Here is a 26,805-nt window from a genome sequence, read left to right as displayed (position 1 = left end):
CGGCCTGCATCAGAAGCGCCAGATCACGTCGATGAACGCGCGGTGCATGTAGGAATCGACGTCGTGGCCGTAGGCGCTGCCCGGCTTGAACACGCCGCCACGAAAGCGCACCAGCGCCGAAGGCTCGTCGATGGACTGGCTCAGGGCTGCTGGCAGCAGGCCCTGCTTGAAGTACTTGGTGACCACCAGGTCCATCTCCTGCCCCATGTCCTTCTTGCCGTCCTGCAACGGCAGCGAGGTGCTGGAAAGCAGGGCGCCGGTGGTGTCGTCGTAGGTGTTCTGCGCGGCGTTGATGCCGTTGCTGCCGACGTCCTTGTTGCCGTCGACGCGCCAGAACTTGTGATAGACCAGGCTGGCGTCGTAGTCCTCGCGCAGTTGCCAGGAGCCGAACAGCGTGGCGGTCTGCAGGTTGTTCATTTCGCCACGGAAAGCCTCGCCGAAACGGTGCAGGCGCGAGCGGGTGCCGGTGAAGTTCGAGCGGTTGCTTTCCAGGCCGTTCTGTTCGTAGTCGCCGCTGGCACGGGCATAGGCGGCGCCGACCTGCCAGTTCGGATCGAGGCGCAGGCGGATACCGAGGTCGGTGGCCCAGCCGTTGATGCTGTCGCCACGCTTGGCTTCAGCCGGGCGGCTGCCGTCGGCGTTGAGCGCATTGACGGTGTCGCGATGGCCGCTCATGCCGGTTAGGCTGGCCCAGTAGTTGACGGTGTTGGTGTTGCGGAAGTTGTAGGCATCGCTGTTGGCTTCCAGGCCGAGCCAGCTCAGGTCGCCGTTTTCCTTCTTGTCCAGCGGGTCGCTGGCTTCACCCGGTGTCGGATAGTCGAGCTTGCCGTCGTCGTGGGTGTGGTGGGCGCGCAGGCCGACCCACTGGCCCGGCGTCCACTGGTAGGCGACATCGCCGTAGAGGTGCAGGCGGTCCTTGTCCTTGGGCGCCAGCTCGGTGAGGTCGGTACGGTACTCGCTGAAGCGCTCGGCGGCACCGATATTGGCGCGCAGCAGGGTGGTGTCGAAGGTCCAGTTCAGGGCTTCGATGTTGGTGTCGCGCCACTGCCCGTCGTCGTTGCGCAGGCGCTGGCGACCGAACTTGAGGATCTCGCCGGGATAAGGGGTGAAACCCTTGTAGCCGACCCAGAATTCACGCAGGGCCAGGTAGCTCTTGTCCGGCTTGCGCGCGTCGTTGCTCGAGCTTTCCTGGTCGCCATTGCTCTGTTGCAGGGTATCGGTCTCGATGATGTCGGTGGCGGTCACCGCCTGGCCCATGGCGTAGGCGCTCCAGTTGCCGCTCTCGCCATAGACCCAGGGGCGCAGGTCGAGACCGATGCCGTTGGCGTCACCACCCTTGAGGGTGCCGAGGTCACGGTCGTCTTCGGATTGAGCGGTGATCTTCACTTCCAGGCCGAAGTTCTGGGTCTCGCTGAAGGCCGCCAGGGTCGGGGTGGCCCAGGCCAGGGCAAAGCCCAAGCCGATGCCGGCCTTTACGAAAGGATTGAGTGTCATAGGGTCTTTTCCTCGCTGTCGCCTTCCTGCAGGACTTGTTGCAGGTCCAGCGCGTTGCGGCTCAGGGTGCCGCGCAGGCGCTGCTCCTGCTGCAACAGGCGCTGGGCATCGGCGCGTTGGGCAGGCGGCAGTTGTTCGTCGAGTTGCTGGGCCAGCTCATTGGCTTGCGGCGTGTCCTGGGTTTTTGCCAGTTGGCCGAAGACATAGGCGTTGAGCGGGTCGGGCTTGGTCCCGCGGCCTTGGGAAAACAGTTGGGCAATGGCGAAGTCGGCGCTGTTCTGGCCGTTGCGGGCGGCCTTGAGCAGGTGGTCGAGTGCCTTCTGCGGGTAGACCTGGCCGAGGTAGCCACGGCGATAGATCTGCCCCAGGTAGTAGTCGGCGGCGACTTCCCGGTCGACGGCCTTCTGGAAATGCGCCTCGGCCTGCTTGGCATCGGCCGGTACCCATTTGCCTTCGTAGTAGAGCTTGCCCAGCAACAGTTCGGCGCGCGGCTGGTCGGCGGCGCGGCCGTTGCCCAGGTATTCCATCATCTGCTTGACGTCGCCCTGGTCGGGGAAGTCGTAGAGCAGTTGCGCCAGGGTGACCCAGGAGGCCGGGTAGCCGGGAGCGACTTTCTCGAGCAGTTCCTGTGCGGTTTTCGGGTCCGGCTGGCCGAGGCTCGAGTCGGCCAGCACGCGGGCGACGCTGTCGACCCGCTGGGCGCCGACGGTGCCGCGGCTGTAGGCGGCCTGCAACTGCTTGAGCAGTTCGGCCTGCTGTTCCGGCTGGGCACGTTTCTGGTACACGGTGGCCAGCTCGACGTAGCAGATGTCGGTGCTGTTGAGCGCGGCCTTGCAGATCTTCTCCACCTCGTCGAGGTGCTGGTCGTAGGTACCCTGGGTGCGGTACAGCAACACCTGGGCCAGGCCCGCTTCCGGGTAGCCGGCGCTGCGCCACTGGTCGATCTGCCGCTGGGCGTTGACCTCGGGGAAGCTCTGCGGGAATTGCAGGTAGAGCATCGCCAGCGGGATCAGGGTGTTGCCTTCGCCATTGGCGAAAGCCTTTTTCAACAGGGCCTCGGCCTCATGGTGCTCGGCCTCGGTCGCGCCGGGCTTGGCCACCAGCAGTCGGCCCAGGCGGGCCTGGGCGCGCGGCGAGGTGTCGGCAGCGGCGCGATAGGTCGCTTCGGCCTGGCGGATCTGCGCCGGATCGCGGCTTTCGACCTGGATGTCGGCCAGGCCGACCTGTGCTTCGCTGTAGCCCAGGTCCGCCAGTTGACGGTAGTTCTGCTCGGCCAGGGCGGTGTCGCCACGCTTGAGCGCTTCATTGGCCAGGCGCTGGTCGGGCAGACCGGAGCAGCCGGCCAGGCCGATCGCCATGGCCAATGTCAGGGGCAGGGGTCTGAAGGTCGTCACAGGCATGTCCTCTTCTTACAGTCCGGAGGCCATGGCTTTGTCGATCAGCCAGTTCAGGTTCGGACCGCGGTCGCTGTTCACTTCCACCGGGCGGCCGGCGAGGCTGCTGTCCAGGCTTTCGTCCGGCTTGATCAGCACGCGGATATCCGAAGACAGGTCATCGCTTTTCAGGCTGGTGCTGCTGACGATCTTGCCCTGGCGTACCTGTTCTTCGCCGGCGACCTGGAAGTTCACGCGGGTGCCAGGACGCACTTCGCCGAACTGGCGATAGGAGAACCGCGCCTCGACGTTGGCGACGCTGTTGCGGGGTACCAGTTGGAAGATCACGTCACCCTTGCTGGCGTACTGGCCGTTGGCGACCAGTTGCTGGGCCACCAGGCAATCGCAAGGCGACGTCAGGGTACCGGTCATCTGCTTGCCGAACAGCTCCTCGACCTTGGCCGGTTGCAATTGGTCTTCGTCCAGGTGGCCCTTGAGCACGTCGAGCATGCTGGTGCTGAAGCTCGCCAGAGGTGCGCCCTTGGCGGCGATGCCGTCTTCCTTGAGCAGGCTCTGCACGGTGCCGTCACGTGGCATGGTGACATTCACACCCGGTACGCTGACCAGGCCGGCCTGGGCATGGCTGACGAAGTACATGCCGTAGATCGACTTGAGCACGAAGCCGAAGGCGGCCAGGCCGACGACGAACACGCCGAGGCTGAAGGTCACTGCGCGCAGGCGACCGAGCGGGCTCAGGCCGCTGCCATTGTCCTTCTTGCGACGGGCCTTGGTGAAGTTGTCGCGCTGCAGGGTGCCGAGCACGTCGCCCATGCTGATGATGTCGCCGGCCAGGTGCGAGGTAATCAGGTGGCGCAGGGTGGCGATGTCTTGGGGCTCCAGGTTCTGGAACTGGCAGCCGACACGACCGTGCTGGCGGTCGTAGGCGCGGATCTGCAACTCGACGTCCATGCCCAGGCCCAGGTTGTCGATGACGAACATCAGGCGGCCCTTGTGCACCTCGCCGAGGGTCAGTTCCTGTTGTTGCTGGGGCGGCAGGTTGAAGCTCAGGCCGCCGGCGGACAGGTCGTGTACGCGCACTTCCAGGGGCTTGCCCTCGGTACCGAAGAATCGCAGCTTGGCCGGGATCTTCACGCGGGCATGCTGGCGCTGGGCTTCGGATTCGTGGACGACGTTGGCGTTGACTTTAGAGTTCATGAGTTAAAGCTCCATTGGCTAATTCAGGCGAGTCGGGTCAGACCATCGTCATCAGCACGGCGATGAAAATGCTGCCGGCGGAGAAGGTCATGGTCCGGGACGACCAGGTGTTGAACCAACCTTGAAAGCTGGCGAGGTCGCGGCTCAATTTGGTGTCCTGGCGGGTCCAGGACTGACGGTCGAGGCGGAAGAACACGTAGATCTTCATCAACGCGCCGACGATCTGGTTGTAATAGAGGATCACCGGATAGGCCGGGCCGATGCTGTGGCCCGAGCAGGCCAGCAGGATCGTCAGGATCAGGCGGGTGATACCGATCCACAGCAGGTAGGCGAAGACGAACTCGATGCCGTACTTGAAGCTGGCGATCAGCGCCACGGTCAGGCCCAGCAGCGAGGTCCACATCGACACACGCTGGTCGAACAGCACCACGCTGGTGAACAGGCCGAGGCGGCGGATACCCAGGCCCAGGGCGCGCGAGTTCTGGCGCAGGTTGTTGCCATACCAGCGGTACATCAGCTTGCGGCTGGACTTGATGAAACTCTTCTCCGGCGGATGCTCCACGGTGTGGATCGCTGCATCGGGCACGTAGAAGGTGTCGTAGCCCAGGCGCATCAGGCTGAACCAGCTGGATTTGTCGTCGCCGGTGAGGAACTTGAAGCGGCCCAGGCGCCAGTGCTCCAGGGAGTCGTTCTCGACGTCGGCGATGAAGCCCGGATCGGTGACGACGCTGGCGCGGAATACCGACATGCGCCCGGTCATGGTCAGCACGCGCTTGGACAGGGCCATGGAGCACATGTTGATGTGGCGTTGGGCGAACCGCAGCTTGTGCCACTCGCTCATGATGTAGCCGCCGCGCACTTCGCAGAACTCATTGGTGGTCAGGCCGCCGACATTGTCGAACAGCTGGAACCAGGGCACGGTGCGGCGCACCACGCCTTCGCTGAGCACGGTGTCGCCATCGATCACCGCGGCCACCGCACGTTCATCCGGCAGGTGGCGGGAGATCGCCCGGAAACCGAAGGCCAGGCCGTCACGCTTGCCGGTGCCGGCGATGCGTACGAAGTCGAGGGTGACCCGCTCCGGAGGGTTCATCCGCTCCCAGAGGCTCTTGACCAGCAGTTCATCGGACATCTCCACCAGCGAACAGACCACGGTGGTGGGGAAGCCGCAGTCGATGGCTTCGCGGATGACCGATTGATAGACCTGGGCAGTGGTCTGGGCGTCGATGCGGAAACTGGTGACCATCAGGAACACGTGGGACGGATCCGCGGCCTTGCCCAGCTTGCGCAGTTTGCGCCGCAGGTGCGGGTAGACGATGTAGAGAAAAATCATCCCGCGCACGAAATGGGTGGCGCCCATGGAGTAGCGCCAGATACCCACGGCACCGATCAGGAAGATGAAGTCCTTGGATTCGGCGTCGAAGGTCGAGGTGGGCAGCAGTGAGGCCAGGCCCATCAGCAACGTCAGGTAGAACAGCCAACCGGCGGCCTGGAGGAGGCCATGTTTCAGCCTGTGCATAATCTGCATCCATCTGTGTCTCGGGCTGGGCCCGAGGGGGGGCGTTAGCAATCCTTGGGGGCGAGGCGCTCTGTCGAGCGCTATCGCCAGGCCGGCCCCAGGGGGAGGGGAGGAACCCATGGGGCCGGCCTGTCGATCAACCGCGTCGCGGTTGCCGCGGGTTTACCAGCAGATCCCTTCGGCACGGCCTTCGGGGCTGGTCGGCTTGGACATGAAGCCGACCAGGTCGATGACCTGCTTGCCGTGTGGCGCGTTCTCGGCCAGGTCACGGAACTTCTCGTCGCGGTTGCCGAGGATGATCACGTCGCTGTTGCCGATCACTTCGTCGAAGTCGGCGTTGAGCAGGGACGATACATGGGGAATCTTCGATTCGATGTAGTCCTTGTTCGCCCCGTGAACGCGGGCGTACTCGACGTTCTTGTCGTAGATGCTCAGGTCGAAGCCCTTGCCGATCAGCATTTCCGCCAGTTCCACCAGCGGGCTTTCGCGCAGGTCGTCGGTGCCGGCCTTGAAGCTGAGGCCGAGCAGGGCGACCTTGCGCTTGTCATGGCTGGCGACGATGTCGAAGGCGTTTTGCACCTGGGTCTCGTTGCTGCGCATCAGCGAGTTGAGCAGCGGCGATTCGACGTCCAGGGAGCCTGCGCGGTAGGTCAGGGCGCGGACGTCCTTGGGCAGGCAGGAACCGCCGAAGGCGAAGCCTGGGCGCATGTAGTACTGGGACAGGTTGAGGGTCTTGTCCTGGCAGACCACATCCATCACTTCGCGCCCGTCGACACCGACGGCCTTGGCGATGTTGCCGATCTCGTTGGCGAAGGTCACCTTGGTGGCGTGCCAGACGTTGCAGGTGTACTTGATCATCTCGGCCACTTCGATGTCCTTGCGGATGATCGGTGCGTCGAGTTCTTCGTAGAGGGCCTGCAGGACATCGCCGGAAGCGCTGTCGAGTTCGCCGATGACGGTCATCGGTGGGTAGTCGTAGTCCTTGATCGCGGTGCTTTCGCGCAGGAACTCGGGGTTGACGGCAACGCCGAAGTCGACGCCGGCCTTCTTGCCCGAGCAGTCTTCGAGAATCGGGATCACCACGTTCTTCACGGTGCCCGGCAGCACGGTGCTGCGCACGACGATGGTGTGGCGGGTGGTCTTGTCACGCAGGACAAAGCCGATTTCACGGCACACCGATTCGATGTAGTTCAGTTCCAGATCGCCGTTTTTCTTGCTCGGCGTACCGACGCACAGCATCGACAGATCGGTGGCCCGGATCGCTTCGGCGAAATCGGTGGTGCCGCGCAGTCGACCGCTGGCAATACCCTGGGCCAGCAGGGCTTCCAGGCCCGGCTCGACAATCGGCGACTTGCCGTTGTTGATCAGGTCGATCTTGTCCTTGGAGATATCAACGCCAACGACATCATGGCCTCGTGCAGACAGGCAACCGGCACAGACTGCACCGACGTAACCCAAACCGAATATGCTAATGCGCATTGCATTTACCTCTATCTTAATTACGCCATCAAATGGCGGAAGTTAATGTAGCCAGTAGTCGTGATGCACTCGAAAGTGTGACCGGAAGAGATCGCTCTACCGAGTGCAGGCATATAAATATCGAGTGGCTAAATAATTGCACTCAAGTTGTGCGCAATATGGCCTTGTTATGAGGGGCGTGCCCCTTGATATGGCCGGCCGTCTCCGGGACGGTCCTGGTCAGCAGGCTTGCAGTCCGCTTATGCCCATGGCAGAGCCTTGTGGGGCACCAGCCTGCAAGTGTCTGACAACTGTATTGTCTGATTAGCCGTCCTGGCCTTGTAGGGGATATTAATGGTGCGTATCTCCTGTCCGTTTATTGAGTTCGGTTGGCTGGATTGTTCTACAAGTTCAAGGTTGAAACTTAAACAAGTTCTCCGGCCTGTCTGTAAGTCATCTCTTACAAAATCGTTGAGAGTCGTCACGGGTGGTATGAGCAATGCCGAGGAACATAAGTTCCAGTCCGCTCATCCTGTTTTCTGAAAATTCTTGAAATATTGACGGGGATGGCACTGCTTTCATATTGATAGCACTTCTCGTTTCGCCCTTTGAATACGGGGCTAAAAAATGCTGCGATGGTTGTGTGCCATCACGGGAAAATTTTTTTGGTGCCACTACGAAAAAAAATGAAAAAAGTCGAGTGAAAGAATTTTCATTGTTGTTACAGTCGGTTTCTTGGCGTCAAACAAATGGATTTTTGACGGTTGCACGATGGCAAGGGGAGGGGCATCAGCGGTTCCGCACATTGCGTGCAGTGCACCGAGGTGGGGCAGAGTAACAGAAAAACTCGCCAGGGGGCGGCGATCGTTTTTCCGCTGGCGATTGGTCTGTGGGGTGGGCCGTCCGCGAAGCTTTTGGTGGCCTCGCGGGCGCCTTCGCGGGCACGCCCGCTCCCGCAGCGAGAGTGTTGTTGCTCCCTGTCATGCTTTGAAGCGATTACTCCGGCGCGTGCTCGCGGAGGAACACCAGATTGTCCGGTTTGGAGAGTTCTGCGCTGAAGTAGTAGCCTTGTTCGTCGAACGTCTTCAATTGCTCCGGATTCTGGATGCGCTCGCGAATCACGAAGCGAGCCATCATGCCGCGGGCCTTTTTCGCATAGAAGCTGATGATCTTGTACTGGCCGTTCTTCTGGTCGCGGAATTCGGTATTGATGATGCGGGCATTCAGTACCGAACGTTTTACCGCCGAGAAGTATTCGTTCGAAGCCAGGTTCAGCAGCACATCGTCGCCTTGGGCGGCCAAGGCTTCATTGAGCCATTCGCTGATGCGGGTGCCCCAGAATGCATAGAGGTCCTTGCCCCGGCCATTGGCGAACTTTGTGCCCATTTCCAGGCGGTAGGGCTGCATCAGGTCCAGCGGGCGCAGCAGGCCATAGAGGCCGGACAACATGCGCAGGTGGCTCTGGGCGAAGTCGAAGTCGGCGTCATTGAAGCCCTCGGCGTTGAGGCCGGTGTAGACGTCGCCCTTGAAGGCCAGCAGGGCCTGCTTGGCGTTTTCCGGGGTGAAGGCGGGTGTCCAGCTGCCGAAGCGCGCGGCGTTGAGGCCGCCGATCTTGTCGGAAACGTGCATCAACTCGCTGATCTGCGCCGGGCTCAGCAGGCGCAGTTGTTCGATCAGTTCCTGGGAATGGTCGAGGTATTGTGGCTGGGTGTAGCGTTTCGTCACCGGTGGTGTTTCGAAATCGAGGGTCTTGGCGGGGGAAATCACCATCAGCATGAAGTCGTCTCCTTTAATCGTCGGGGGATTCTAGGGGGTTGGGCGGTTTGGCTCCACCTATGATGCTGATAGTCGCCGGGTGGTAGGTTTTTGGGTATGTGCTGGTCTTCGCGGGCGAGCCCGCTCGCCACCGGGGCGGTTCAGGCGCCCAGATCGGCTATAGTGCGCGCGGGTTCCTGTCATGGAGATATCCCTTTTGCGCTTTCTTCTTTTATGTTCGGCCCTGTTGCTCAGCCTGGGCGCCACGGCGGCGCCGAACGATGTGGCCACCCTGGACCGCAGCACCTGGCCCGAGCAACTGAGCAGTCCGGCGCTGTTCGATGTCGCCTCGCGGGCGGAAATCCTCACTTTTGCCCACGCGCTGTTGGTCAGCGAGCTGACCGACGAGCCGGCGCTCAGGCAGCGCCTGGGGCTCAAGCAGATCAACATGGCATCGATCAACCGGGTGCGTGCCCGCCTGTGGTTGCGCCTGCTGCAGAACTACAATTTCGCCCAGCAGAGTTGCGAGCAGGATGCCTCGTTCTGCTACTACGTCGAGGACATGGACAGCCTGCGTGAACAGGCCGGCAAGTTCCGCGTGCCGGATGATTCTTTCTATGTGCGCTGGGCCGAGCCGAGCCGGGTGTTTCATGAGCGCTACCTGGACGAACTGCTGCGCATGGCCGCGCTGTTTCCGCAAACCAGCAGCGAGATCGCCCTGTTCGGCGAGCCCGAACGCAATGGCGAGGATTTCCATGATCGGCTGTTCCTGCTGACCTTTGATGGCGGTCCTGGCCTGGCGGCGGGCAATACCGACGAGTTGGCAGAGTACCTGCGTCGACAGAAAATGAGTGGTCTGTTCTTTGTCCTCGGCAGCGCACTGCAGGCACGGGTCGACAAGAGCTCGATCATGGCCGTGCGCGATCTCTATAAACAGCAGTGCGTGGGAATAGAGGGCTGGCAGTACCGCTCCCACAGCCATTGGCAGGACTGGCAGGATTCGGTCCAGCGCAGTGCCGCGCTGGCGCAGAGCGTGTTACCGGAGAACTACCAGCCGTTGTTCCGCCCGCCTTATGGCCAGCGCCAGGCGGACAGCGGGGCGTTCTTCAGCAAGCAGGGGTTGCAGGTGGTTTTGTGGGACATCGACTCGGCCGATGCAACCGGCAAGCTCACCGCCGAGCAGTCGGCCCAGCGGGTGATGACGCTGATGCTGTTGTGGCGACGCGGCGTGGTGGTGTTTCACGACGCTCAGGACAAGGCCCTGGGCGCATTGCCCTGGCTGCTCCGACAGACCGCCGAAAGCGGCTTGGGCTGGCGCGACTGCAGGGACGCGTTTCGCTAGGCAAAACGCAGCCAAAAGTCCTTTGTAAGGCTTGGATGTAGGAAATTTCGACGAATTTCAGGGCGGGCGGATTTTCGACTTTAACGGGGTCCGGCCTGTCCGCCAAGGGCTATTCGTCACTCTGAAAAATAAACTTCAAAAAATCGTCAAAGTGCTTTTTCCTGTCACGGGTTTTGCGGTATTACGGAGTCAGACCGCCGAAACCTGCAACACAGGTGGCGTCTGCCAAGACCCCACCTTGTGCACGGAGCGCCTGTCCCCTCCCAGGCGAATTCGGCGGTCACTTCGAGGCGCGATGCCGTCCAGGCGTCGCGTCGAATGGCTCCCACAAAGGTGACCGAGTATGGATGATCACGGACGCACTCCTTCTTCCAACCAGCCAATCCTTTACGTGCTCGATACCAACGTACTGATCCACGATCCGAACGCGCTACTGAACTTCGAAGAACATCACGTCGCCATCCCGATGACGGTCCTGGAGGAACTCGACAAGCTCAAGAGCGGCCACCACAGCGTGGCCTCCGAATGCCGCCAGGCGATCCGCCTGATCGACAAGACCCTGGGCGACGCCAGCCCCGAGGATGTCGAGCAGGGCGTGCCTATCCAGCGCGGCAAGAGCGGTCCCAAGGGCTTGCTGTCGATCCTGATGAGCAAGCGCAACGAACCCAACCTGCTGCTGCCGGAAAACCTCAACGACAACATCATCATCAACCAGTTGGTCGATCTGCACGCGCGTGACAAGGGGCTGCGCCTGGTGCTGGTGACCAAGGACATCAACATGCGCCTCAAGGCGCGTGCCTGCGGGATCGCTGCCGAGGACTACAGCACCGACCAGTTGGTCGACGACGTCGACCTGCTGCCCAAGGGCTTCCACAGCGTTTCCGGCTCTTTCTGGGATCGGGTCAGCAAGGTCGAGACGCGCCAGGACCACGGGCGCACCTGGCACCAGGTACAGATGACCGATAACCTGCCGGCCGTGCACGTCAACGAGTTCATCATCGACGAGCAGGGGTTTGTCGGCTGGGTGAAGGAGATCCGCGCCGATGTGCTGCTGATTCTCGACCTGCACCAGGAACCGCTGCTGCACCAGGAGGCCTGGGGCCTGAAACCCCGCGACATCTACCAGAGCCTGGCGCTGTACGCCTTGCTCGATCCGGATATCCACCTGGTCAACCTGACCGGTGCGGCCGGCTCCGGCAAGACCATCCTGGCCCTGGCTGCTGCCATCGAGCAGACCATGGTCAGCAAGCGCTACCGGCGCATCATCGCTACCCGCAGCGTACAGGGCCTGGACCAGGAAATCGGTTTCCTGCCCGGCACCGAGGCGGAGAAAATGGAGCCCTGGCTGGGGGCGATCACCGACAACCTCGAAGCCTTGCACATGGATGACGAAAACACCCATGGCAGCGTCGACTACATCCTCAGCAAGGTGCCGTTGCAGTTCAAATCCCTCAACTACATCAGGGGGCGCAGCTTCCAGCAGAGCCTGATCCTGATCGATGAATGCCAGAACCTCACGCCGCACCAGATGAAAACCATCATCACCCGTGCCGGCGCCGGTTCGAAAGTGGTGTGCCTGGGCAACCTGGCACAGATCGATACCCCTTACCTGTCCGCGACCAGTTCCGGGCTGACCTACCTGACCGAACGCTTCAAGGACTTCCCGAACGGCGTGCACATCACCTTGCAAGGCGTGCCGCGTTCGATCCTGGCCGAATACGCCGAATCCCACCTGTAACCACGACCCGGGCGGCCTCGCGCCGCCCGGTCCGTTACCCATCTTGGGCGTGCGGAAAACTGACCCGCGGGTTTACAATCGGTGCTCCTGATCCGGAGTATCGCCGTGCTGACTCATCTCGATTCCCAAGGTCGCGCCAATATGGTCGACGTCACCGACAAGGCCGTCACCTTTCGCGAGGCGGTGGCCGAAGCGCGGGTGCGCATGTTGCCGCAGACCCTGCAAATGATCGTCACTGGCGGCCACCCGAAGGGCGATGTGTTCGCCGTGGCGCGGATTGCCGGTATCCAGGCAGCGAAAAAGACTTCCGACCTGATTCCGCTTTGCCATCCGCTGATGCTGACCGGCGTCAAGGTAGAGTTGAGCGCCGAGGGCGAGGACGCGGTGCGTATCGTCGCGCGCTGCAAGCTGTCCGGCCAGACCGGGGTGGAAATGGAGGCGCTGACGGCGGCAAGCGTCGCGGCGTTGACGATCTATGACATGTGCAAGGCGGTCGATCGCGGCATGACCATCGAGAACGTGCGGCTGCTGGAGAAGTTCGGTGGCAAGAGTGGTCACTACCAGGCGGACGCCTCATGAAGCTCGACGTGCAGTTTTTTGCCCGTTATCGCGAGGTGCTGGGTGTGGATGCCGAGCCGGTCGAGGGTGATTTCGCCGATATCGAACAGTTGCGCCAGCACTTGCTGCAGCGTGGCGAGGCCTGGCAGGTCTTGGCGGAACAGAGCCTGATGTGCGCGCGCAACCAGGAACTTTGCGGGTTGGCCGAGCCTTTGGTCGATGGCGATGAAGTGGCGTTTTTTCCGACAGTGACCGGGGGCTGAGATGGCAGTTCGTATCCAGGCCGGGGCCTTCGATCCGGGGGCCGAGGTCAATGCGTTGCACGCGGCCAATGTCGGCATTGGTGCGGTGGTCAGCTTTGTCGGCCATGTGCGTGATTTCAATGACGGGCGGGAAGTGGCCGGGATGTTTCTCGAGCATTATCCGGGCATGACCGAGAAGGCGCTGGGCAAGATTGTCGAGGAGGCCGAGCAGCGCTGGGCGCTGTTGCGGCTTGAGGTACTGCATCGGGTCGGGGCGCTGGAGCCGGGTGAGCCGATCGTGTTCGTGGGGGTTGCCAGTGCCCATCGTCAGGCGGCGTTCGACGCCTGCAACTTCGTCATGGACTATCTGAAGACCCGCGCACCGTTCTGGAAGAAGGAAAACACCGCCGAGGGCCCGCGTTGGGTCGAGGGGCGGGCCAGCGACCAGGTCGCGGCCGAGCGCTGGAAGTAGCCTTTCGCTGATCGTGAGGGCCTCTTCGCGGGCAAGCCTTGCTCCTACAGATTTGTGTCGAACGCGAATCCGCGTAGTTCACCGTCCTGTAGGAGCAGGGCTTGCCCGCGAAGCTTCTAGGGCCGCTGGCGCACCACTGGCCGCAGCAGTTCCGTCGGCGGCATCTCGCAGCTGATCTTGCGCCCCAGCAGTTCCTCGATCGATGGCAACTGGTAGGAGTCGTCTTCGCCGGCGAAGCTGATGGACACCCCGTCGGCCCCGGCTCGACCGGTACGGCCGATACGGTGCACGTAGTCATCCGGCACTTCCGGCAGCGTGAAGTTGATCACGTGGCTGATGCCGTCGATATGGATGCCTCGACCGGCAACATCGGTGGCCACCAGTACGCGAATCTTGCCCTCGCGGAAACCTTCCAGGGTCTTGATACGCTTGTGCTGGGGCACGTCGCCGGACAGTTGCGCCGCATTCACGCCGTCACGCACCAGGCGCTCCTCGATACGCCGCACCTCGTCCTTGCGATTGGCGAAGACCATTACCCGTTCCCAGCCGTTGTCGTTGACCAGGTTGTACAGCAGCTTGTACTTGTCGGCGGAAGCCACCGCATAGATATGCTGCTCGACGTTCTGGTTGGCGACGTTCTGCGATTCGATCTCGACGATCGCAGGGTCCGTGGTCCATTGCCGGGCCAGGTTCATCACGTCGTCGGTGAAGGTTGCGGAGAACAGCAGGGTCTGGCGTTCGCTTTTCGGCGGGGTCTGGCGAATGATCTGGCGGACCTGCGGAATGAAGCCCATGTCGAGCATGCGGTCGGCTTCGTCCAGCACCATCACCTCGACCATGTCCAGGTGCACTTCGCCGCGCTGGTTGAAGTCCAGCAGGCGGCCTGGCGTTGCGACAAGAATGTCGCAATGACGGGCTTCGAGCTGCTTGAGCTGTTTGTCGAAGTCCATGCCGCCGACGAACTGCATGACGTTGAGGCCGGTGTACTTGGTGAGGTCGGCGGCGTCCTTGGCGATCTGCACCACCAGTTCGCGGGTCGGCGCGATGATCAGGGCCCGCGGCTCACCCATGTAGCGCTCGGCCGGTGGCGGCGTCTGCAGCAGTTGGGTAATGGTCGAGATCAGGAAGGCGGCGGTCTTGCCGGTACCGGTCTGGGCGCGACCGATCGCGTCCTTGCCGGCCAGGGTGTAGCCCAGTACCTGCGCCTGGATCGGCGTGCAGTAGGGGAAACCGAGGTCCTGGATGGCGTGCATCAGTTCGGGCGAGAGCTTGAAGTCGTGGAAGCGGGTCTTGCCTTCCTGGGGTTCGACAACGAAGTCTTCGAGTTTCCACGGCACCGGTTTCGGTTTCGGCGCCCGTTCGCGGCGCGGTTGCGCGGCCTTGGGTTTCTCGGCCCGTGGCTGGCCGGACTGTTCCGGTACGCCTGCCTGCTGGGTTTTCGGTTTTGCCGCGGGCTCGGCGCGTTCCGACGACTGGCCGGTCAGGCGGCTTTCCGGGCTGGGAGTCGGGGTGCCGGGGCCGGCTGCGAGCTGCTCAGCCTCGCTTTTACCGAATATTTTTTTGAGTGCTTTGAGCACGGTCGTCTCATCAATTGGTTAAGGAATGTACGCCGGCCAGTGTAATGCAAGAATCGGGCGCGGCGTAGTGCGTTACGGCGATCAGCGCAAACGATCGGCCAGCCAGGTGCCGATGTCGTGGATTTCCTCCGGTAACACTTCATGGCCCATTGGGTATTCCTGCCATGTCACGGTGACATCATTGCGCTTCAGATGCTCATAGGCGGTGCGGCCCATGGCGTTCTGTACCACTTCGTCGTAGTGGCCGTGCAGGCAGTACGCCGGAATCCGCTGCTGGCTGGCCGAGAGCTGCAGTTCGTCGCTGAAGGTGGGGGCATAGGTGGACAGGGCCAATACGCCGCCCAGTGCACCCTGCCATCTCAGGAAGGCCGTGTGCAGGACTACTGCGCCACCTTGGGAGAAGCCGGCGAGGAAGATTCGCGAGGGGTCGATCCCCTCGGCCCGCTGGGCTTCGATCAGCGCGATGACGGAGCTGGCGGAGGTTTCGAGCTCTTCATGACTGATAGAGCGCGCCGGGCTCATGGCCAGGATGTCGTACCAACTGGGCATGGCGTAGCCGCCATTGATCGTCACGGCGCGGGTCGGTGCCTGGGGCAATACGAAGCGGGTACTCGGCAGGCGCTCCTGCAAGGCCTCGGCCACGGGCAGGAAGTCGTAGCGATCGGCGCCCAGTCCGTGAAGCCAGATGACACAGGCATCGGCTGGCTTGGCAGGGTGGATGATCAGGGGGTCGGTCATATCTGCTCCATTAACGTGCGTGCGCTCCGATTGAGTGCGTGATAGCAGTGCACATGTGGTTTATCTGTTAACAAGATGTCGCAACTTTGAACGTTTTCCAGTTGACCTCTCACTGAAACGCTTTAGCCCTCACTGTGGTACGGGCTTTGCTATGGGAGATCCGAGTGTGTGCTTTACCCGCTGGCGGTAACACTAACAGGCTAGCGTCAGCAGTGGGATAGCACGAATCCGGGTAACGGATTCAGATTGATGTTCGCCAATGGCCGCAAAAGGCTTTGCGAACACAGGGCGCAAGCCGTTCGGCCGATTGGTGAGCAATGAGTGCCCACCGGGGGTTTACCCCCAACTAGACTCATGGCTCAAGGCCTTTGCCGCTGACCCAAAAATAAGCCAACCCGGGTCAACAGCGCCTCATAAGGGTGCGGCAAGGCTCTAGCTCCGACACAACAAGAGCAACTGGAGGTTTGAATGAAGATGTTGAAGTCCACCCTGGCAGTCGTGACTGCCGCCGCCGTTCTGGGTGTAAGTGGTTTTGCACAAGCCGGTGCGACCCTCGATGCCGTACAGAAGAAGGGTTTCGTACAGTGTGGTGTCAGTGACGGTCTGCCAGGCTTCTCGGTGCCTGACGCCAGCGGCAAGATCATCGGTATCGACGCCGACGTCTGCCGTGCCGTTGCCGCCGCCGTGTTCGGCGACGCGACCAAGGTCAAGTTCAGCCAATTGAACGCCAAGGAGCGCTTCACTGCGCTGCAGTCCGGCGAGATCGACATCCTTTCGCGCAACACCACCATGACCAGTTCCCGCGATGCGGGCATGGGTCTGAAATTCCCTGGTTTCATCACCTACTACGACGGCGTGGGCTTCCTGGCCAACAACAAGCTGGGAGTGAAGAGTGCCAAGGAACTGGATGGCGCGACCATCTGCATTCAGGCCGGTACCACCACCGAGCTGAACGTGTCCGACTACTTCCGCGCCAACGGCCTGAAGTACACCCCGATCACCTTCGACACCTCCGACGAAAGCGCCAAGTCGCTGGAGTCCGGTCGTTGCGACGTGCTGACTTCGGACAAGTCCCAACTGTTCGCCCAGCGCAGCAAGCTGGCCGCGCCGAAGGACTACGTGGTCCTGCCGGAAACCATTTCCAAGGAGCCCCTGGGCCCGGTCGTGCGTAACGGCGACGACGAGTGGCTGGCCATCGTGCGTTGGGTTGGCTACGCCCTGCTCAATGCCGAGGAAGCCGGTATCACCTCGAAAAACGTCGAGGCTGAAGCCAAGTCGACCAAGAACCCTGACGTTGCCCGCCTGCTGGGTGGCGACGGTGAGTACGGCAAGGATCTCAAGCTGCGCAAGGACTGGGTTGTGCAGATCGTCAAGCAAGTCGGTAACTACGGCGAAATCTTCGAGAAGAACCTCGGCAAGAGCACTCCGCTGGAAATCGACCGTGGCCTGAACGCCCTGTGGAACAACGGCGGTATTCAATACGCACCTCCTGTGCGCTGATTGACCTGTCGCCCGGCGGGCCAACCGCCGGGCGATCTTCCCTGTTCCGTTTTTTCTGGGGCATTTCATGCAAAATCAAGTCGGCGCACCAAAGCAGAGGCTCAGCCTCAGCGATCCGCGAGTGCGTGCGTGGTTATTCCAGGTCATCACGGTTGTCGCGGTGATCGCCTTGGGCTGGTACCTGTTTCACAACACCCAGACCAACCTGCAACACCGGGGTATCACCTCGGGCTTCGGTTTCCTCGAACGTAGCGCCGGTTTCGGTATCGCTCAGCATCTGATCGACTACACCGAGTCGGACAGCTACGCCCGCGTCTTCGTCATCGGCCTGCTCAATACCCTGCTGGTGACCTTCATCGGCGTGATCCTGGCGACCGTGCTGGGTTTCATCATCGGCGTCGCCCGCCTGTCGTCGAACTGGATCATCAACAAGCTGGCAACCGTCTATGTCGAGGTGTTTCGCAACATCCCGCCATTGCTGCAGATCCTGTTCTGGTATTTCGCGGTATTCCTGACCATGCCGGGCCCGCGCAACAGCCATAACATCGGCGATACCTTCTTCGTCAGCAGTCGCGGCCTGAACATGCCGGCAGCCGTTGCCGCGCCAGGCTTCTGGCCGTTCGTGACCAGTGTGGTGCTGGCCATTGTCGCGATCGTCCTGATGTCCCGCTGGGCCAATCGGCGCTTCGAGGAAACCGGCGTGCCGTTCCACAAGTTCTGGGCCGGTCTGGGCCTCTTCATCGTCATCCCGCTGCTCTGCACGCTGCTCTTCGGCGCTCCGGTGCATTGGGAGATGCCCAAGCTGCAAGGCTTCAACTTCGTCGGCGGCTGGGTACTGATTCCCGAACTGCTGGCGCTGACCCTGGCCCTGACCGTGTACACCGCGGCGTTCATCGCCGAGATCGTCCGTTCCGGCATCCGCTCGGTCAGCCACGGCCAGACCGAGGCGGCGCGCTCCCTGGGCCTGCGCAATGGTCCGACCCTGCGCAAGGTGATCATCCCGCAAGCCCTGCGCGTGATCATTCCGCCGTTGACCAGCCAGTACCTGAACCTGGCGAAGAACTCGTCCCTGGCGGCGGGTATCGGTTATCCGGAAATGGTCTCGCTGTTTGCCGGTACGGTGCTCAACCAGACCGGCCAGGCCATCGAGGTCATTGCCATCACCATGAGCGTGTACCTGGCGATCAGTATCAGCATTTCCCTGCTGATGAACTGGTACAACAAGCGCATTGCGCTGATCGAGCGGTGAGGAAACGCCCATGAGTTCCCATACTTTCAAACCCGACATGCCCCCGCCGAGCAGCAGTATCGGCGTGGTCGCCTGGGTCCGGGCCAACATGTTCTCCAGCTGGCTCAACACGCTGCTGACCCTGTTCGCCTTCTACCTGATCTACCTGGTGGTGCCGCCGATCCTGCATTGGGCGATTCTCGATGCCAACTGGGTCGGTACCACCCGTGCCGACTGCACCAAGAGCGGCGCCTGCTGGGTGTTCATCCAGCAGCGCTTCGGGCAGTTCATGTATGGCTATTACCCGCAGGAACTGCGCTGGCGCATCGATTCGACGGTGTGGCTGGCGATCATCGGCGCGGCGCCGCTGTTCATCTCGCGCTTCCCGCGCAAGGCGATCTACGGCCTGTGCTTCCTGGTGGTGTTCCCGATCGTCGCCTTCATCCTGCTGCACGGTGGCTTCGGCCTGGAAACCGTGGCGACCAGTCAGTGGGGCGGCCTGATGCTGACCCTGGTGATCGCCACCGTCGGTATCGCCGGCGCCTTGCCGCTGGGGATCCTGCTGGCATTGGGGCGACGCTCCAACCTGCCGGCGATCCGCGTGGTCTGCGTGACCTTCATCGAGTTCTGGCGCGGCGTGCCGCTGATCACCGTGCTGTTCATGTCCTCGGTGATGCTGCCGTTGTTCCTGCCTGAAGGCATGAACTTCGACAAGCTGCTGCGGGCGCTGATCGGGGTGATCATGTTCCAGTCGGCCTACGTGGCCGAAGTGGTGCGTGGCGGCCTGCAGGCCATTCCGAAGGGGCAGTACGAAGCGGCTGCCGCGATGGGCCTGGGCTACTGGCGCAGCATGGGCCTGGTGATTCTGCCGCAGGCCCTGAAGCTGGTGATTCCCGGCATCGTCAACACGCTGATCGCACTGTTCAAGGATACGAGCCTGGTGATCATCATCGGCCTGTTCGACCTGCTCAACAGCGTCAAGCAGGCTGCCGCCGACCCGAAATGGTTGGGCATGGCTACCGAGGGCTACGTGTTCGCCGCCCTGGTGTTCTGGATTTTCTGTTTTGGTATGTCCCGCTACTCCATGCATCTGGAGCGCAAGCTGGACACAGGCCACAAGCGTTAGGAGTTAGTGATGAGCGAAGCGATCAAACAGCCTGTGGGTCCTGAAGGCATTATTCAGATGCAGGGCGTGAACAAGTGGTACGGGCAGTTCCACGTACTGAAGGACATCAACCTGAACGTCAGGCAGGGCGAGCGTATCGTCCTCTGCGGGCCGTCGGGTTCGGGCAAGTCCACCACCATCCGCTGCCTCAACCGCCTGGAAGAGCACCAGCAGGGCCGCATCGTGGTCGATGGCGTGGAACTGACCAACGACCTCAAGCAGATCGAGGCGATCCGTCGTGAAGTCGGCATGGTGTTCCAGCACTTCAACCTGTTCCCGCACCTGACCATCCTGCAGAACTGCACCCTGGCACCGATGTGGGTGCGCAAGATGCCCAAGCGCAAGGCGGAAGAAATCGCCATGCACTACCTGGAGCGCGTGCGTATCCCGGACCAGGCCCACAAGTTCCCCGGGCAGTTGTCCGGTGGCCAGCAGCAGCGCGTGGCGATTGCCCGGGCCCTGTGCATGAAGCCGAAGATCATGCTGTTCGACGAGCCGACCTCGGCCCTCGATCCGGAAATGGTGAAAGAAGTACTCGACACCATGATCGGCCTGGCCGAAGACGGCATGACCATGCTCTGCGTAACCCACGAAATGGGCTTTGCCCGCACCGTGGCCAACCGCGTGATCTTCATGGACAAGGGCGAGATCGTCGAACAGGCAGCACCGAACGACTTCTTCGACAACCCGCAGAACGATCGGACCAGGATGTTCCTCAGCCAGATCCTGCACTGATCGGCTGGCGCTGAATGAAAAACCCGGACCAGGTCCGGGTTTTTTTATGTCGATCAGATCGGCGCTCTTGGGCTTGGCGCTCGCTGTGCAGTGCTGTTGTCCGCGTTGATGGCTTTTATGTCCTCGATCAGTTCGGGGTATCGGTCCAACAGATGCATCAGCACGAACAGCGGCTTTGGTGGCTCGACTTCGGCTCTTTCATAGCGGGAGAACGCGTTGTGCCCACCGCCCGAAAGCAGCTCCACTGCCGTGCGCTGGGTGAAATGCAGCTTGCGGCGGATGCGTCGCATCTCGATGGCCACTTGGTGCCTATGCTCGAGCACCAGTTGGTCGCTCGCATCCGAGTACTTTTGGGCGCTTTCGGGAGCCAGCTCAATTTCCGAGCACTCCGTGCATTCCCAGCCGCAAAGGCCAGGCACGGTTTGTTTCAGCGCCTTGAAGTCGACCTCGAAATCCCGGCTCTCAAAGTGTTGCATGCTATTGCTTGCGCCGCAGCTGACGCAGTCTTGTCGCTTCATGATTCTTTCTCCTTGAAGGAGATGACAGGTGGCCCACCCGCTGGGCGGTAGCTCACTTTTATGTAGATCGATCCACCTGTACACGGATAGTGGTAAACGTCTTGCCAGATGCGGTGATTGGTGTGGGTTGTCATCGACTTGTAGAGCATCCGTCTTTCCAGTGACCTGATGACCAGCAGCATCTCCATGAGGGTGAGTCCCATCCTTCTGGCTCCATCTCTGGCACTGAGGGTGAACGCGGCAGCACCAAGCCTGGACACATCGCTCTTGATGGCCGACAGATCGTAATGAGGTGTTTTCTTTTCCATAAGACACCCTTGTCATAGTAAGCCTGAAAATTACCCTTTAAGGGTTTTTTCTGGATAGACGGCGGTGTCTCTTGGGTGTGTGGGAATTGTTGTTCTTGAGCTTTCGCAGGCTTCTGCGATAGGCTGGCAAAAATTCATCCTATGATTGGATGTTAAGGCGAGACCATGTCCACCCGTATTCCCCTGATCAAGCGCTCCCTGGTCGACCAGGCCCTGGAGCAACTGCGTGAACGCATCACCCATGGCGTCTGGAAGGTGGGCGAGCGCTTGCCGACCGAGCCGGAGCTGGCTGCCGAGTTGGGTATCAGCCGCAACACCATGCGCGAGGCGATGCGGGTGCTGGCGTTCTCCGGGCTGATCGAGATTCGCCAGGGTGACGGCAGTTATCTGCGTACCACCACCGACCCGCTGGCGACCATGCAGGCGCTGTCGCGCTGTTCCCTCGACCAGGCCCGCGAGACGCGGCACAGCTTTGAAGTCGAGGCCATTGGTCTGGCGGCCCTGCGTCGTACCGACGAGGACCTCAAGGGACTGCGTGAAGCCCTGGATGCCAGCAGCCATCACTACCATGGCGACCTCGACTGCTTCATCTCCTGCGACCTGGTGTTTCACCAGCGGCTGATCGACGCCGCGCACAACCCCATGCTCAGCGAGCTGTATCGCTACTTTTCCAGCGTGATCGCCGGCGCCCTGCGCCAGACCCTCGATATCACGCCGCGTCGCCAATCGGTGTTCGACCTGCATGTCGAGCTGCTCGACGCGGTCGAGCAGCGTGACGCGGAGCGCGCCAAGGCCCTGTGCAGGACCCTGATCAATGAACCTTGAATCCGAGACCACCATGCCCCGTTCCACTCACGAGACCGGCGCCTCGCCCCAGCCCCGGCCAGCCGAACTCGACCCCTTGCTGATCGATGCCGAGGCCGATGACGACATCGTCCAGCAAGCCCACCCGGTACTGCGCCGTCCCTGGCTGTTGCTGCTGGGACTGGTGCTGGTGGCGCTGAACCTGCGCCCGGCGCTGTCGAGCATGGCGCCGATGCTCAGCGAAGTGTCCCGCAGGCTCGACCTGTCGGCGGCCAAGGCCGGTCTGCTGACGACCCTGCCGGTACTCTGCCTGGGGCTGTTCGCACCGTTGGCGCCGTTGCTGGCCCGGCGTTTCGGCAGTGAGCGAGTCGTATTGGGGATTCTCCTGACCTTGGCCGGTGGCATGATCCTGCGCAGCTCCCTGGGCGAATTCGGCCTGTTTGCCGGCAGCATCCTGGCCGGCGCGAGCATTGGCGTGATCGGCGTGCTGTTGCCGGGGATCGTCAAGCGCGACTTTGCCAGGCACGCCGGGACCATGACCGGGGTCTACACCATGGCGCTGTGCCTGGGCGCGGCCATGGCGGCGGGCTCGACCGTGCCGCTGAGCCAGCACTTTGGTAACAGCTGGTCACTGGGGCTGGGATTCTGGGTGGTTCCCGCACTGGTGGCGGCCCTGGTGTGGTTGCCGCAGGTGGGCAGCAAGCAGGGTGCGCACCAGGCGGCGTACCGCGTGCGTGGCCTGTTGCGTGATCCCCTGGCCTGGCAGGTGACCCTGTACATGGGCCTGCAATCGTCGCTGGCCTACATCGTCTTTGGTTGGCTGCCTTCGGTACTCATTGGCCGTGGCCTGACGCCGACCCAGGCGGGGATCGTGTTGTCCGGTTCGATCCTGGTCCAGCTGGCCAGTTCGCTGGCGGCGCCCTGGCTGGCGACCCGCGGCAAGGACCAGCGCCTGGCGATCCTGGTGGTCATGCTGCTGACCCTCGGCGGCCTGTTCGGTTGCCTGTACGCGCCTCTCGACGGCCTGTGGGGTTGGGCAATCCTGCTCGGGCTGGGGCAGGGCGGCACCTTCAGTCTGGCGCTCACCCTGATCGTGTTGCGTTCGCGCGATGCCCATGTGGCGGCGAACCTGTCGAGCATGGCCCAGGGCATCGGCTACACCCTGGCGTCGATGGGTCCGTTCGCGGTCGGCCTGGTGCATGATCTCACCGGCGGTTGGCAGGCGTTGGGCTGGATCTTCGCGGTGGTCGGCCTGGGCGCTATCGTCGCCGGCCTTGGCGCCGGGCGGGCGCTCTACGTGCAGGTCAGCAGCGAAAAACTCTGAATCTTCCCGCACTATCGGTATTCGAGTGGAGAATGCCGATAGCCAGCGGTGCATTTGCGGACTATCGTGCAGGCGATTCCCCTACCTGCACGGAGCCTGTTCATGAGTGATGCCCACAGCGCGTTGATTACCGAGTTCTACAAGGCCTTCCAGCGGCTGGATGCCGAAGCGATGAGCGCCTGCTACACCGAGGATGTGGTGTTCAGCGACCCGGCCTTCGGTGAGCTGCGCGGTCGTGATGCCGGCGACATGTGGCGCATGCTGACCACCCGGGCCAAGGACTTCTCCCTGACCTTCGACAATATCCGTGCCGACGAGCGCAGCGGCGGTGCCCATTGGATGGCGACCTACCTGTTCAGCCAGACCGGCAACATCGTGGTCAACGATATCCAGGCGCGCTTCGTGTTCCGCGATGGCAAGATCTGCGAGCATCACGATCACTTCGACCTGTGGCGCTGGGCCCGCCAGGCACTGGGCACCAAGGGCCTGCTGCTGGGCTGGACGCCATTGGTCAAGAATGCCGTACGTGCCCAGGCACTCAAGGGGCTCAAGGCATTCCAGGCAGGCCGTTGAGGTCTGTTAAGATGGCGTCCCCGTTTTTGCCCAAGCCGCCAGCCACGTGAGCATCGCCCCGGAAGCCGTCGCCATCGCCGAAACCGTCGTTCCGGCGGCCAAGTCCTGGTTCGTCTACCTGGTGCGGGCAGCCAACGGCTCGTTGTATTGCGGCATCAGCGACGATCCGCAGCGGCGTTTCGCCTCGCACCAGAGTGGCAAGGGCGCGCGCTTCTTCCATTCGAGTCCCGCGGTGGCGCTGGTCTATGTCGAGGCGTGCCGTGACAAGGGTGACGCCCTGCGCCAGGAACGCTTGATCAAGAAGTTGCGCAAGAGCGCCAAGGAAGCCTTGGCGGCGAGTTTCTGCCTGGACGCGTTTTCGACAACGCAAAAATGAACCGCCATCATCAGCGCCTTCGATAGGGCGCCATCAGGCAGGCCGGGTAGGCTGCTGCCAATTTGCAGGCTAAGCTGCTGACTCCTACTCCCACGGCGGATCCCGGCATGTCTGAGCTGATTCTTCACCACTACCCCACCTCGCCCTTTGCCGAAAAGGCTCGGCTGCTGCTGGGCTTCAAGGGGCTATCCTGGCGCTCCGTGACCATCCCGCCGATGATGCCCAAGCCTGACCTCACCGCCTTGACCGGCGGTTATCGCAAGACGCCGGTGTTGCAGGTGGGCGCGGATATCTACTGCGACACCGCATTGATCGCCCGTCGCCTGGAGCAGGAAAAGGCTTCGCCGACGCTGTTTCCCGAAGGTCGCGAGATGGTCGCGGCGACTTTCGCCGCCTGGGCCGATTCGGTGGTGTTCCGGCATGCCGTGGCCCTGGTGTTCCAGCCGGAGTCGGCTGCGGTGCGTTTCGCCCGGTTTTCCCCGGAGCAGGCCAAGGCGTTCATGGCCGACCGTGCCGGGTTGTTCAGCGGCGGCTCGGCTACCCGTGTTCCCCTGGAGGAAGCCCGGCATTCATGGCCGGGCTTCATGACCCGGTTGGAGCAGCAACTGCAGCGTGAGGAAGGCGATTTCCTGTTCGGCGAGCCGTCGATTGCCGACTTCTCGATGGCGCATATCCTCTGGTTCCTCAAGGCCACGCCGGTGACCTCGCCGTTGGTCGACGAGTATCCTGCGGTATCGGCCTGGTTCGCCCGGGTGCTGGGTTTCGGGCATGGTGCCTCGAATGCGATGACCGCCGAGGAGGCCGTGCAGGTGGCCCGTGACGCACACCCGGCGGACCTGCCCACGGAAAGCTTCGTCGACCCGAACGGTTTCACGGTTGGCCAACAGGTGGCGATTGCGGCGACCGACTATGGTGTTGACCCGGTAGCCGGCGAGCTGGCGTTTGTCGGCAGCGAAGAGCTGATCCTGCGGCGTGAGGATGAGCGCGCGGGCGTGGTGCATGTGCACTTCCCACGCCTTGGATTCCGCATCGAGGCGCGCTGAGTCATTTGAGGGCGGCGAGGATCTCGTCCGGCTGGTAACCGCGAATCAGCGTGCCGTTGACGTCGAGGATCGGGATTCCGCCGCCGCCCAGGGCCTGGTAGGCCTTGCGTGCGTCGGCGTCTTTCTCGATATCGAATTCCGTGAACGGAATACCCTTCTGGTCGAGAAAACGCCGGGTCGCCTTGCAGTAGCCACACCAGTCGGTGGCATAGAGCACGACCCGGGCCTGGCTCCGGGTCTGCTCGGACACCACCGAATCCGGGTGGAATACCCGTTCGATCTTGCCCCAGTTCTGGTAGACCACGACCACCAGCAGGATCAGCAGGAACTTCTTCAGCACGCCACCGAGCATCGATCAGTCCTTGCGGCGCTTGAGCTGGTCGGTGAGCTGGGTCGGCAGCCCCTTGATGATCAGCGTGCCGGCTTCCTCGTCGTACTCGATCTTCGAGCCCAGCAGGTGGGCCTCAAAGCTGATGGACAAGCCCTCGGCGCGGCCGGTGAAGCGGCGGAACTGGTTCAGGGTGCGCTTGTCTGCCGGGATTTCCGGGGACAGGCCGTAATCCTTGTTGCGGATATGTTCGTAGAACGCCCGAGGACGGTCTTCATCGATCAGCCCCGAAAGTTCCTCCAGGGCCACCGGCTCGCCCAGTTTCGCCTGGGTGCTGGCATAGTCGACCAGGGCCTTGGTTTTTTCGCGGGCGTCGTCTTCGGGCAGGTCCTCGCTCTCGACGAAGTCGCTGAACGCCTTGAGCAGGGTGCGGGTTTCGCCCGGACCGTCGACGCCTTCCTGGCAGCCGATGAAGTCGCGGAAATACTCCGAAACCTTCTTGCCGTTCTTGCCCTTGATGAAGGAAATGTACTGCTTGGACTGCTTGTTGTTCTGCCACTCGGAAATGTTGATCCGCGCCGCCAGGTGCAATTGACCCAGGTCCAGATGGCGGGAGGGCATGACGTCCAGCTCGGCGTTCACCGCCACGCCTTCGCTGTGGTGCAGCAGGGCGATGGCCAGATAGTCGGTCATGCCTTGGTGGTAATGGGCGAACAGTACGTGGCCACCGGTGGAGAGGTTCGACTCTTCCATCAGCTTCTGCAGGTGTTCGACCGCGACCCGGCTGAACGCGGTGAAGTCTGTACCGCCGTCCAGGTATTCCTTCAGCCAGCCGCTGAACGGGTAGGCGCCCGATTCGCTGTGGAACAGTCCCCAGGCCTTGCCTTGCTTGGCGTTGTAGCTTTCATTGAGGTCGGCCAGCAGGTGCTCGATGGCCTGGGACTCGTTCAGTTCGGAGTCGCGGGCGTGTAGCACGGCGGGCGTGCCATCGGGTTTCTTGTCGATCAGGTGGACGATACAATGACGGATCGGCATGGGCTTCTCGGCTGATTGTCAGGGGGAGCGGCGTGACTCCCCGGAAAAGCTGCCAGTGTACCGTACCGCGGGGCTGAATCCGCGTTTGCCGGACCAAACTCGACCAATCAGCGGTTTCTGGCAGTTTTTTTTCGAAAACGAGCGCAAAAGCTGACCAAATGGCTAGGTAGAGGCGGATATTTCCCCGTCTCTGTGCTAGCTTTGCCCCGTCTTGCGCAAGGTAACCGCGCAAAGCGTGTTTTCAGCAGGTGCCAGGTCGAACCAAACCCCGTTTTTGCTATCTACATCCGCGATCCGTCGTGGTTTATCAGCGGGGTGTCAGGTCCACAAGGCTTGGCTCGACGGCTGGCACTGCACTCTGCAATCCAAATGAATTTGATAGGGAAG

At 62.0% G+C, this 26,805-nt stretch carries 26 protein-coding genes; 14 read left to right on the top strand and 12 right to left on the bottom strand.

Going from position 1 to position 26,805, the window contains the following annotated elements; translation table 11 throughout:
- Positions 1-9: 9 nt before the first annotated feature.
- The 6 genes from AC6I6U_RS31240 to yaaA all read right to left on the bottom strand — a co-directional run bounded on the left by AC6I6U_RS31240 (position 10) and on the right by yaaA (position 8,835).
- Positions 10-1,494: an alginate export family protein gene (locus AC6I6U_RS31240; RefSeq protein ID WP_497879779.1), complete on the bottom strand. Its 1,485-nt coding sequence runs from the start codon at positions 1,492-1,494 to the stop codon at positions 10-12.
- Entirely contained in the window at positions 1,491-2,894 is a 1,404-nt protein-coding gene (algK, locus tag AC6I6U_RS31235) for an alginate biosynthesis TPR repeat lipoprotein AlgK (RefSeq protein WP_497879778.1), read from the bottom strand. Before algK ends, AC6I6U_RS31240 begins: the two co-directional genes overlap by 4 nt.
- A 9-nt stretch (positions 2,895-2,903) precedes the next feature.
- On the bottom strand, positions 2,904-4,082 hold the full coding sequence (locus AC6I6U_RS31230) for a PilZ domain-containing protein (protein WP_497879777.1): 1,179 nt from the start codon (positions 4,080-4,082) through the stop codon (positions 2,904-2,906).
- A 37-nt stretch (positions 4,083-4,119) separates the two neighbouring features.
- The gene (alg8, locus tag AC6I6U_RS31225; RefSeq protein ID WP_497879776.1) at positions 4,120-5,601 is read right to left on the bottom strand and encodes a mannuronan synthase; all 1,482 of its coding nucleotides are present in this window, start codon (positions 5,599-5,601) and stop codon (positions 4,120-4,122) included.
- 162 nt (positions 5,602-5,763) lie between these two features.
- Complete coding sequence (locus AC6I6U_RS31220; RefSeq protein ID WP_497879775.1) at positions 5,764-7,080, bottom strand: nucleotide sugar dehydrogenase; 1,317 nt, start codon at positions 7,078-7,080, stop codon at positions 5,764-5,766.
- Positions 7,081-8,055: 975 nt separating this feature from the next.
- On the bottom strand, positions 8,056-8,835 hold the full coding sequence (gene yaaA / locus AC6I6U_RS31215; RefSeq protein ID WP_497879774.1) for a peroxide stress protein YaaA: 780 nt from the start codon (positions 8,833-8,835) through the stop codon (positions 8,056-8,058).
- Between the two features lie 196 nt (positions 8,836-9,031).
- On the opposite strand from yaaA, the gene AC6I6U_RS31210 reads away from it, so the two are divergent.
- The 5 genes from AC6I6U_RS31210 (at position 9,032) to moaE (ending at position 13,166) form a co-directional block, all read left to right on the top strand.
- Positions 9,032-10,156 (top strand): polysaccharide deacetylase family protein, encoded by a 1,125-nt coding sequence (locus AC6I6U_RS31210; protein ID WP_497883145.1) that lies wholly within the window; start codon positions 9,032-9,034, stop codon positions 10,154-10,156.
- A gap of 343 nt (positions 10,157-10,499) precedes the next feature.
- A complete protein-coding gene (locus tag AC6I6U_RS31205) occupies positions 10,500-11,894 on the top strand; it encodes a PhoH family protein (RefSeq protein WP_497879773.1) in 1,395 nt (464 codons plus the stop codon).
- Between the two features lie 105 nt (positions 11,895-11,999).
- Entirely contained in the window at positions 12,000-12,473 is a 474-nt protein-coding gene (moaC, locus tag AC6I6U_RS31200) for a cyclic pyranopterin monophosphate synthase MoaC (RefSeq protein ID WP_497879772.1), read from the top strand.
- The gene (locus AC6I6U_RS31195; RefSeq protein WP_497879771.1) at positions 12,470-12,715 is read left to right on the top strand and encodes a MoaD/ThiS family protein; all 246 of its coding nucleotides are present in this window, start codon (positions 12,470-12,472) and stop codon (positions 12,713-12,715) included. The genes moaC and AC6I6U_RS31195 overlap by 4 nt, the downstream gene beginning before the upstream one ends.
- A gap of 1 nt (position 12,716) precedes the next feature.
- The gene (gene moaE / locus AC6I6U_RS31190) at positions 12,717-13,166 is read left to right on the top strand and encodes a molybdopterin synthase catalytic subunit MoaE (RefSeq protein WP_497879770.1); all 450 of its coding nucleotides are present in this window, start codon (positions 12,717-12,719) and stop codon (positions 13,164-13,166) included.
- Positions 13,167-13,282: 116 nt separating this feature from the next.
- Here moaE and rhlB read toward each other — a convergent pair whose 3' ends face one another.
- Both rhlB and AC6I6U_RS31180 read right to left on the bottom strand, forming a co-directional pair.
- A complete protein-coding gene (rhlB, locus tag AC6I6U_RS31185) occupies positions 13,283-14,743 on the bottom strand; it encodes an ATP-dependent RNA helicase RhlB (RefSeq protein ID WP_497879769.1) in 1,461 nt (486 codons plus the stop codon).
- Between the two features lie 81 nt (positions 14,744-14,824).
- Complete coding sequence (locus AC6I6U_RS31180) at positions 14,825-15,481, bottom strand: alpha/beta hydrolase (RefSeq protein ID WP_497879768.1); 657 nt, start codon at positions 15,479-15,481, stop codon at positions 14,825-14,827.
- A 468-nt stretch (positions 15,482-15,949) separates the two neighbouring features.
- Here AC6I6U_RS31180 and AC6I6U_RS31175 point away from each other — a divergent pair, with 468 nt between their 5' ends.
- The 4 genes from AC6I6U_RS31175 (at position 15,950) to AC6I6U_RS31160 (ending at position 20,109) form a co-directional block, all read left to right on the top strand.
- Positions 15,950-16,981: an amino acid ABC transporter substrate-binding protein gene (locus AC6I6U_RS31175; RefSeq protein WP_497879767.1), complete on the top strand. Its 1,032-nt coding sequence runs from the start codon at positions 15,950-15,952 to the stop codon at positions 16,979-16,981.
- A gap of 67 nt (positions 16,982-17,048) precedes the next feature.
- Entirely contained in the window at positions 17,049-18,230 is a 1,182-nt protein-coding gene (locus AC6I6U_RS31170) for an amino acid ABC transporter permease (RefSeq protein ID WP_497879766.1), read from the top strand.
- Between the two features lie 10 nt (positions 18,231-18,240).
- The gene (locus AC6I6U_RS31165) at positions 18,241-19,335 is read left to right on the top strand and encodes an amino acid ABC transporter permease (RefSeq protein WP_497879765.1); all 1,095 of its coding nucleotides are present in this window, start codon (positions 18,241-18,243) and stop codon (positions 19,333-19,335) included.
- 9 nt (positions 19,336-19,344) lie between these two features.
- Positions 19,345-20,109 carry an amino acid ABC transporter ATP-binding protein gene (locus AC6I6U_RS31160; RefSeq protein WP_497879764.1) on the top strand — a complete coding sequence of 255 codons (765 nt, stop codon included), beginning with the start codon at positions 19,345-19,347 and terminating at the stop codon, positions 20,107-20,109.
- Positions 20,110-20,162: 53 nt separating this feature from the next.
- Here AC6I6U_RS31160 and AC6I6U_RS31155 read toward each other — a convergent pair whose 3' ends face one another.
- Both AC6I6U_RS31155 and AC6I6U_RS31150 read right to left on the bottom strand, forming a co-directional pair.
- A complete protein-coding gene (locus AC6I6U_RS31155) occupies positions 20,163-20,627 on the bottom strand; it encodes a type II toxin-antitoxin system MqsA family antitoxin (RefSeq protein WP_497879763.1) in 465 nt (154 codons plus the stop codon).
- The gene (locus AC6I6U_RS31150) at positions 20,624-20,935 is read right to left on the bottom strand and encodes a type II toxin-antitoxin system MqsR family toxin (protein WP_497879762.1); all 312 of its coding nucleotides are present in this window, start codon (positions 20,933-20,935) and stop codon (positions 20,624-20,626) included. The genes AC6I6U_RS31155 and AC6I6U_RS31150 overlap by 4 nt, the downstream gene beginning before the upstream one ends.
- Before the next feature lie 165 nt (positions 20,936-21,100).
- On the opposite strand from AC6I6U_RS31150, the gene AC6I6U_RS31145 reads away from it, so the two are divergent.
- The 5 genes from AC6I6U_RS31145 (at position 21,101) to AC6I6U_RS31125 (ending at position 25,055) form a co-directional block, all read left to right on the top strand.
- Complete coding sequence (locus AC6I6U_RS31145) at positions 21,101-21,760, top strand: FadR/GntR family transcriptional regulator (protein WP_497879761.1); 660 nt, start codon at positions 21,101-21,103, stop codon at positions 21,758-21,760.
- Positions 21,750-23,063, top strand: coding sequence for a CynX/NimT family MFS transporter (locus AC6I6U_RS31140; RefSeq protein WP_497879760.1), 1,314 nt, complete (start codon positions 21,750-21,752; stop codon positions 23,061-23,063). The genes AC6I6U_RS31145 and AC6I6U_RS31140 overlap by 11 nt, the downstream gene beginning before the upstream one ends.
- A 102-nt stretch (positions 23,064-23,165) precedes the next feature.
- Entirely contained in the window at positions 23,166-23,636 is a 471-nt protein-coding gene (locus AC6I6U_RS31135; RefSeq protein WP_497879759.1) for a nuclear transport factor 2 family protein, read from the top strand.
- 52 nt (positions 23,637-23,688) lie between these two features.
- Positions 23,689-24,012, top strand: coding sequence for a GIY-YIG nuclease family protein (locus AC6I6U_RS31130; RefSeq protein ID WP_497883144.1), 324 nt, complete (start codon positions 23,689-23,691; stop codon positions 24,010-24,012).
- A 107-nt stretch (positions 24,013-24,119) separates the two neighbouring features.
- Entirely contained in the window at positions 24,120-25,055 is a 936-nt protein-coding gene (locus tag AC6I6U_RS31125) for a glutathione S-transferase family protein (RefSeq protein ID WP_497879758.1), read from the top strand.
- Between the two features lies 1 nt (position 25,056).
- Here AC6I6U_RS31125 and AC6I6U_RS31120 read toward each other — a convergent pair whose 3' ends face one another.
- Together AC6I6U_RS31120 and yejK are read right to left on the bottom strand one after the other, a co-directional pair.
- Positions 25,057-25,407, bottom strand: coding sequence for a glutaredoxin family protein (locus AC6I6U_RS31120; protein WP_497879757.1), 351 nt, complete (start codon positions 25,405-25,407; stop codon positions 25,057-25,059).
- Positions 25,408-25,410: 3 nt separating this feature from the next.
- Entirely contained in the window at positions 25,411-26,418 is a 1,008-nt protein-coding gene (gene yejK, locus AC6I6U_RS31115) for a nucleoid-associated protein YejK (protein WP_497879756.1), read from the bottom strand.
- Positions 26,419-26,805 lie beyond the last annotated feature (387 nt).

This window comes from Pseudomonas sp. UTLPPB19802, from assembly GCF_059730225.1.
Note: the sequence above shows the minus strand (reverse complement) of the source record. Positions and strands in the feature narration are given on the sequence as shown.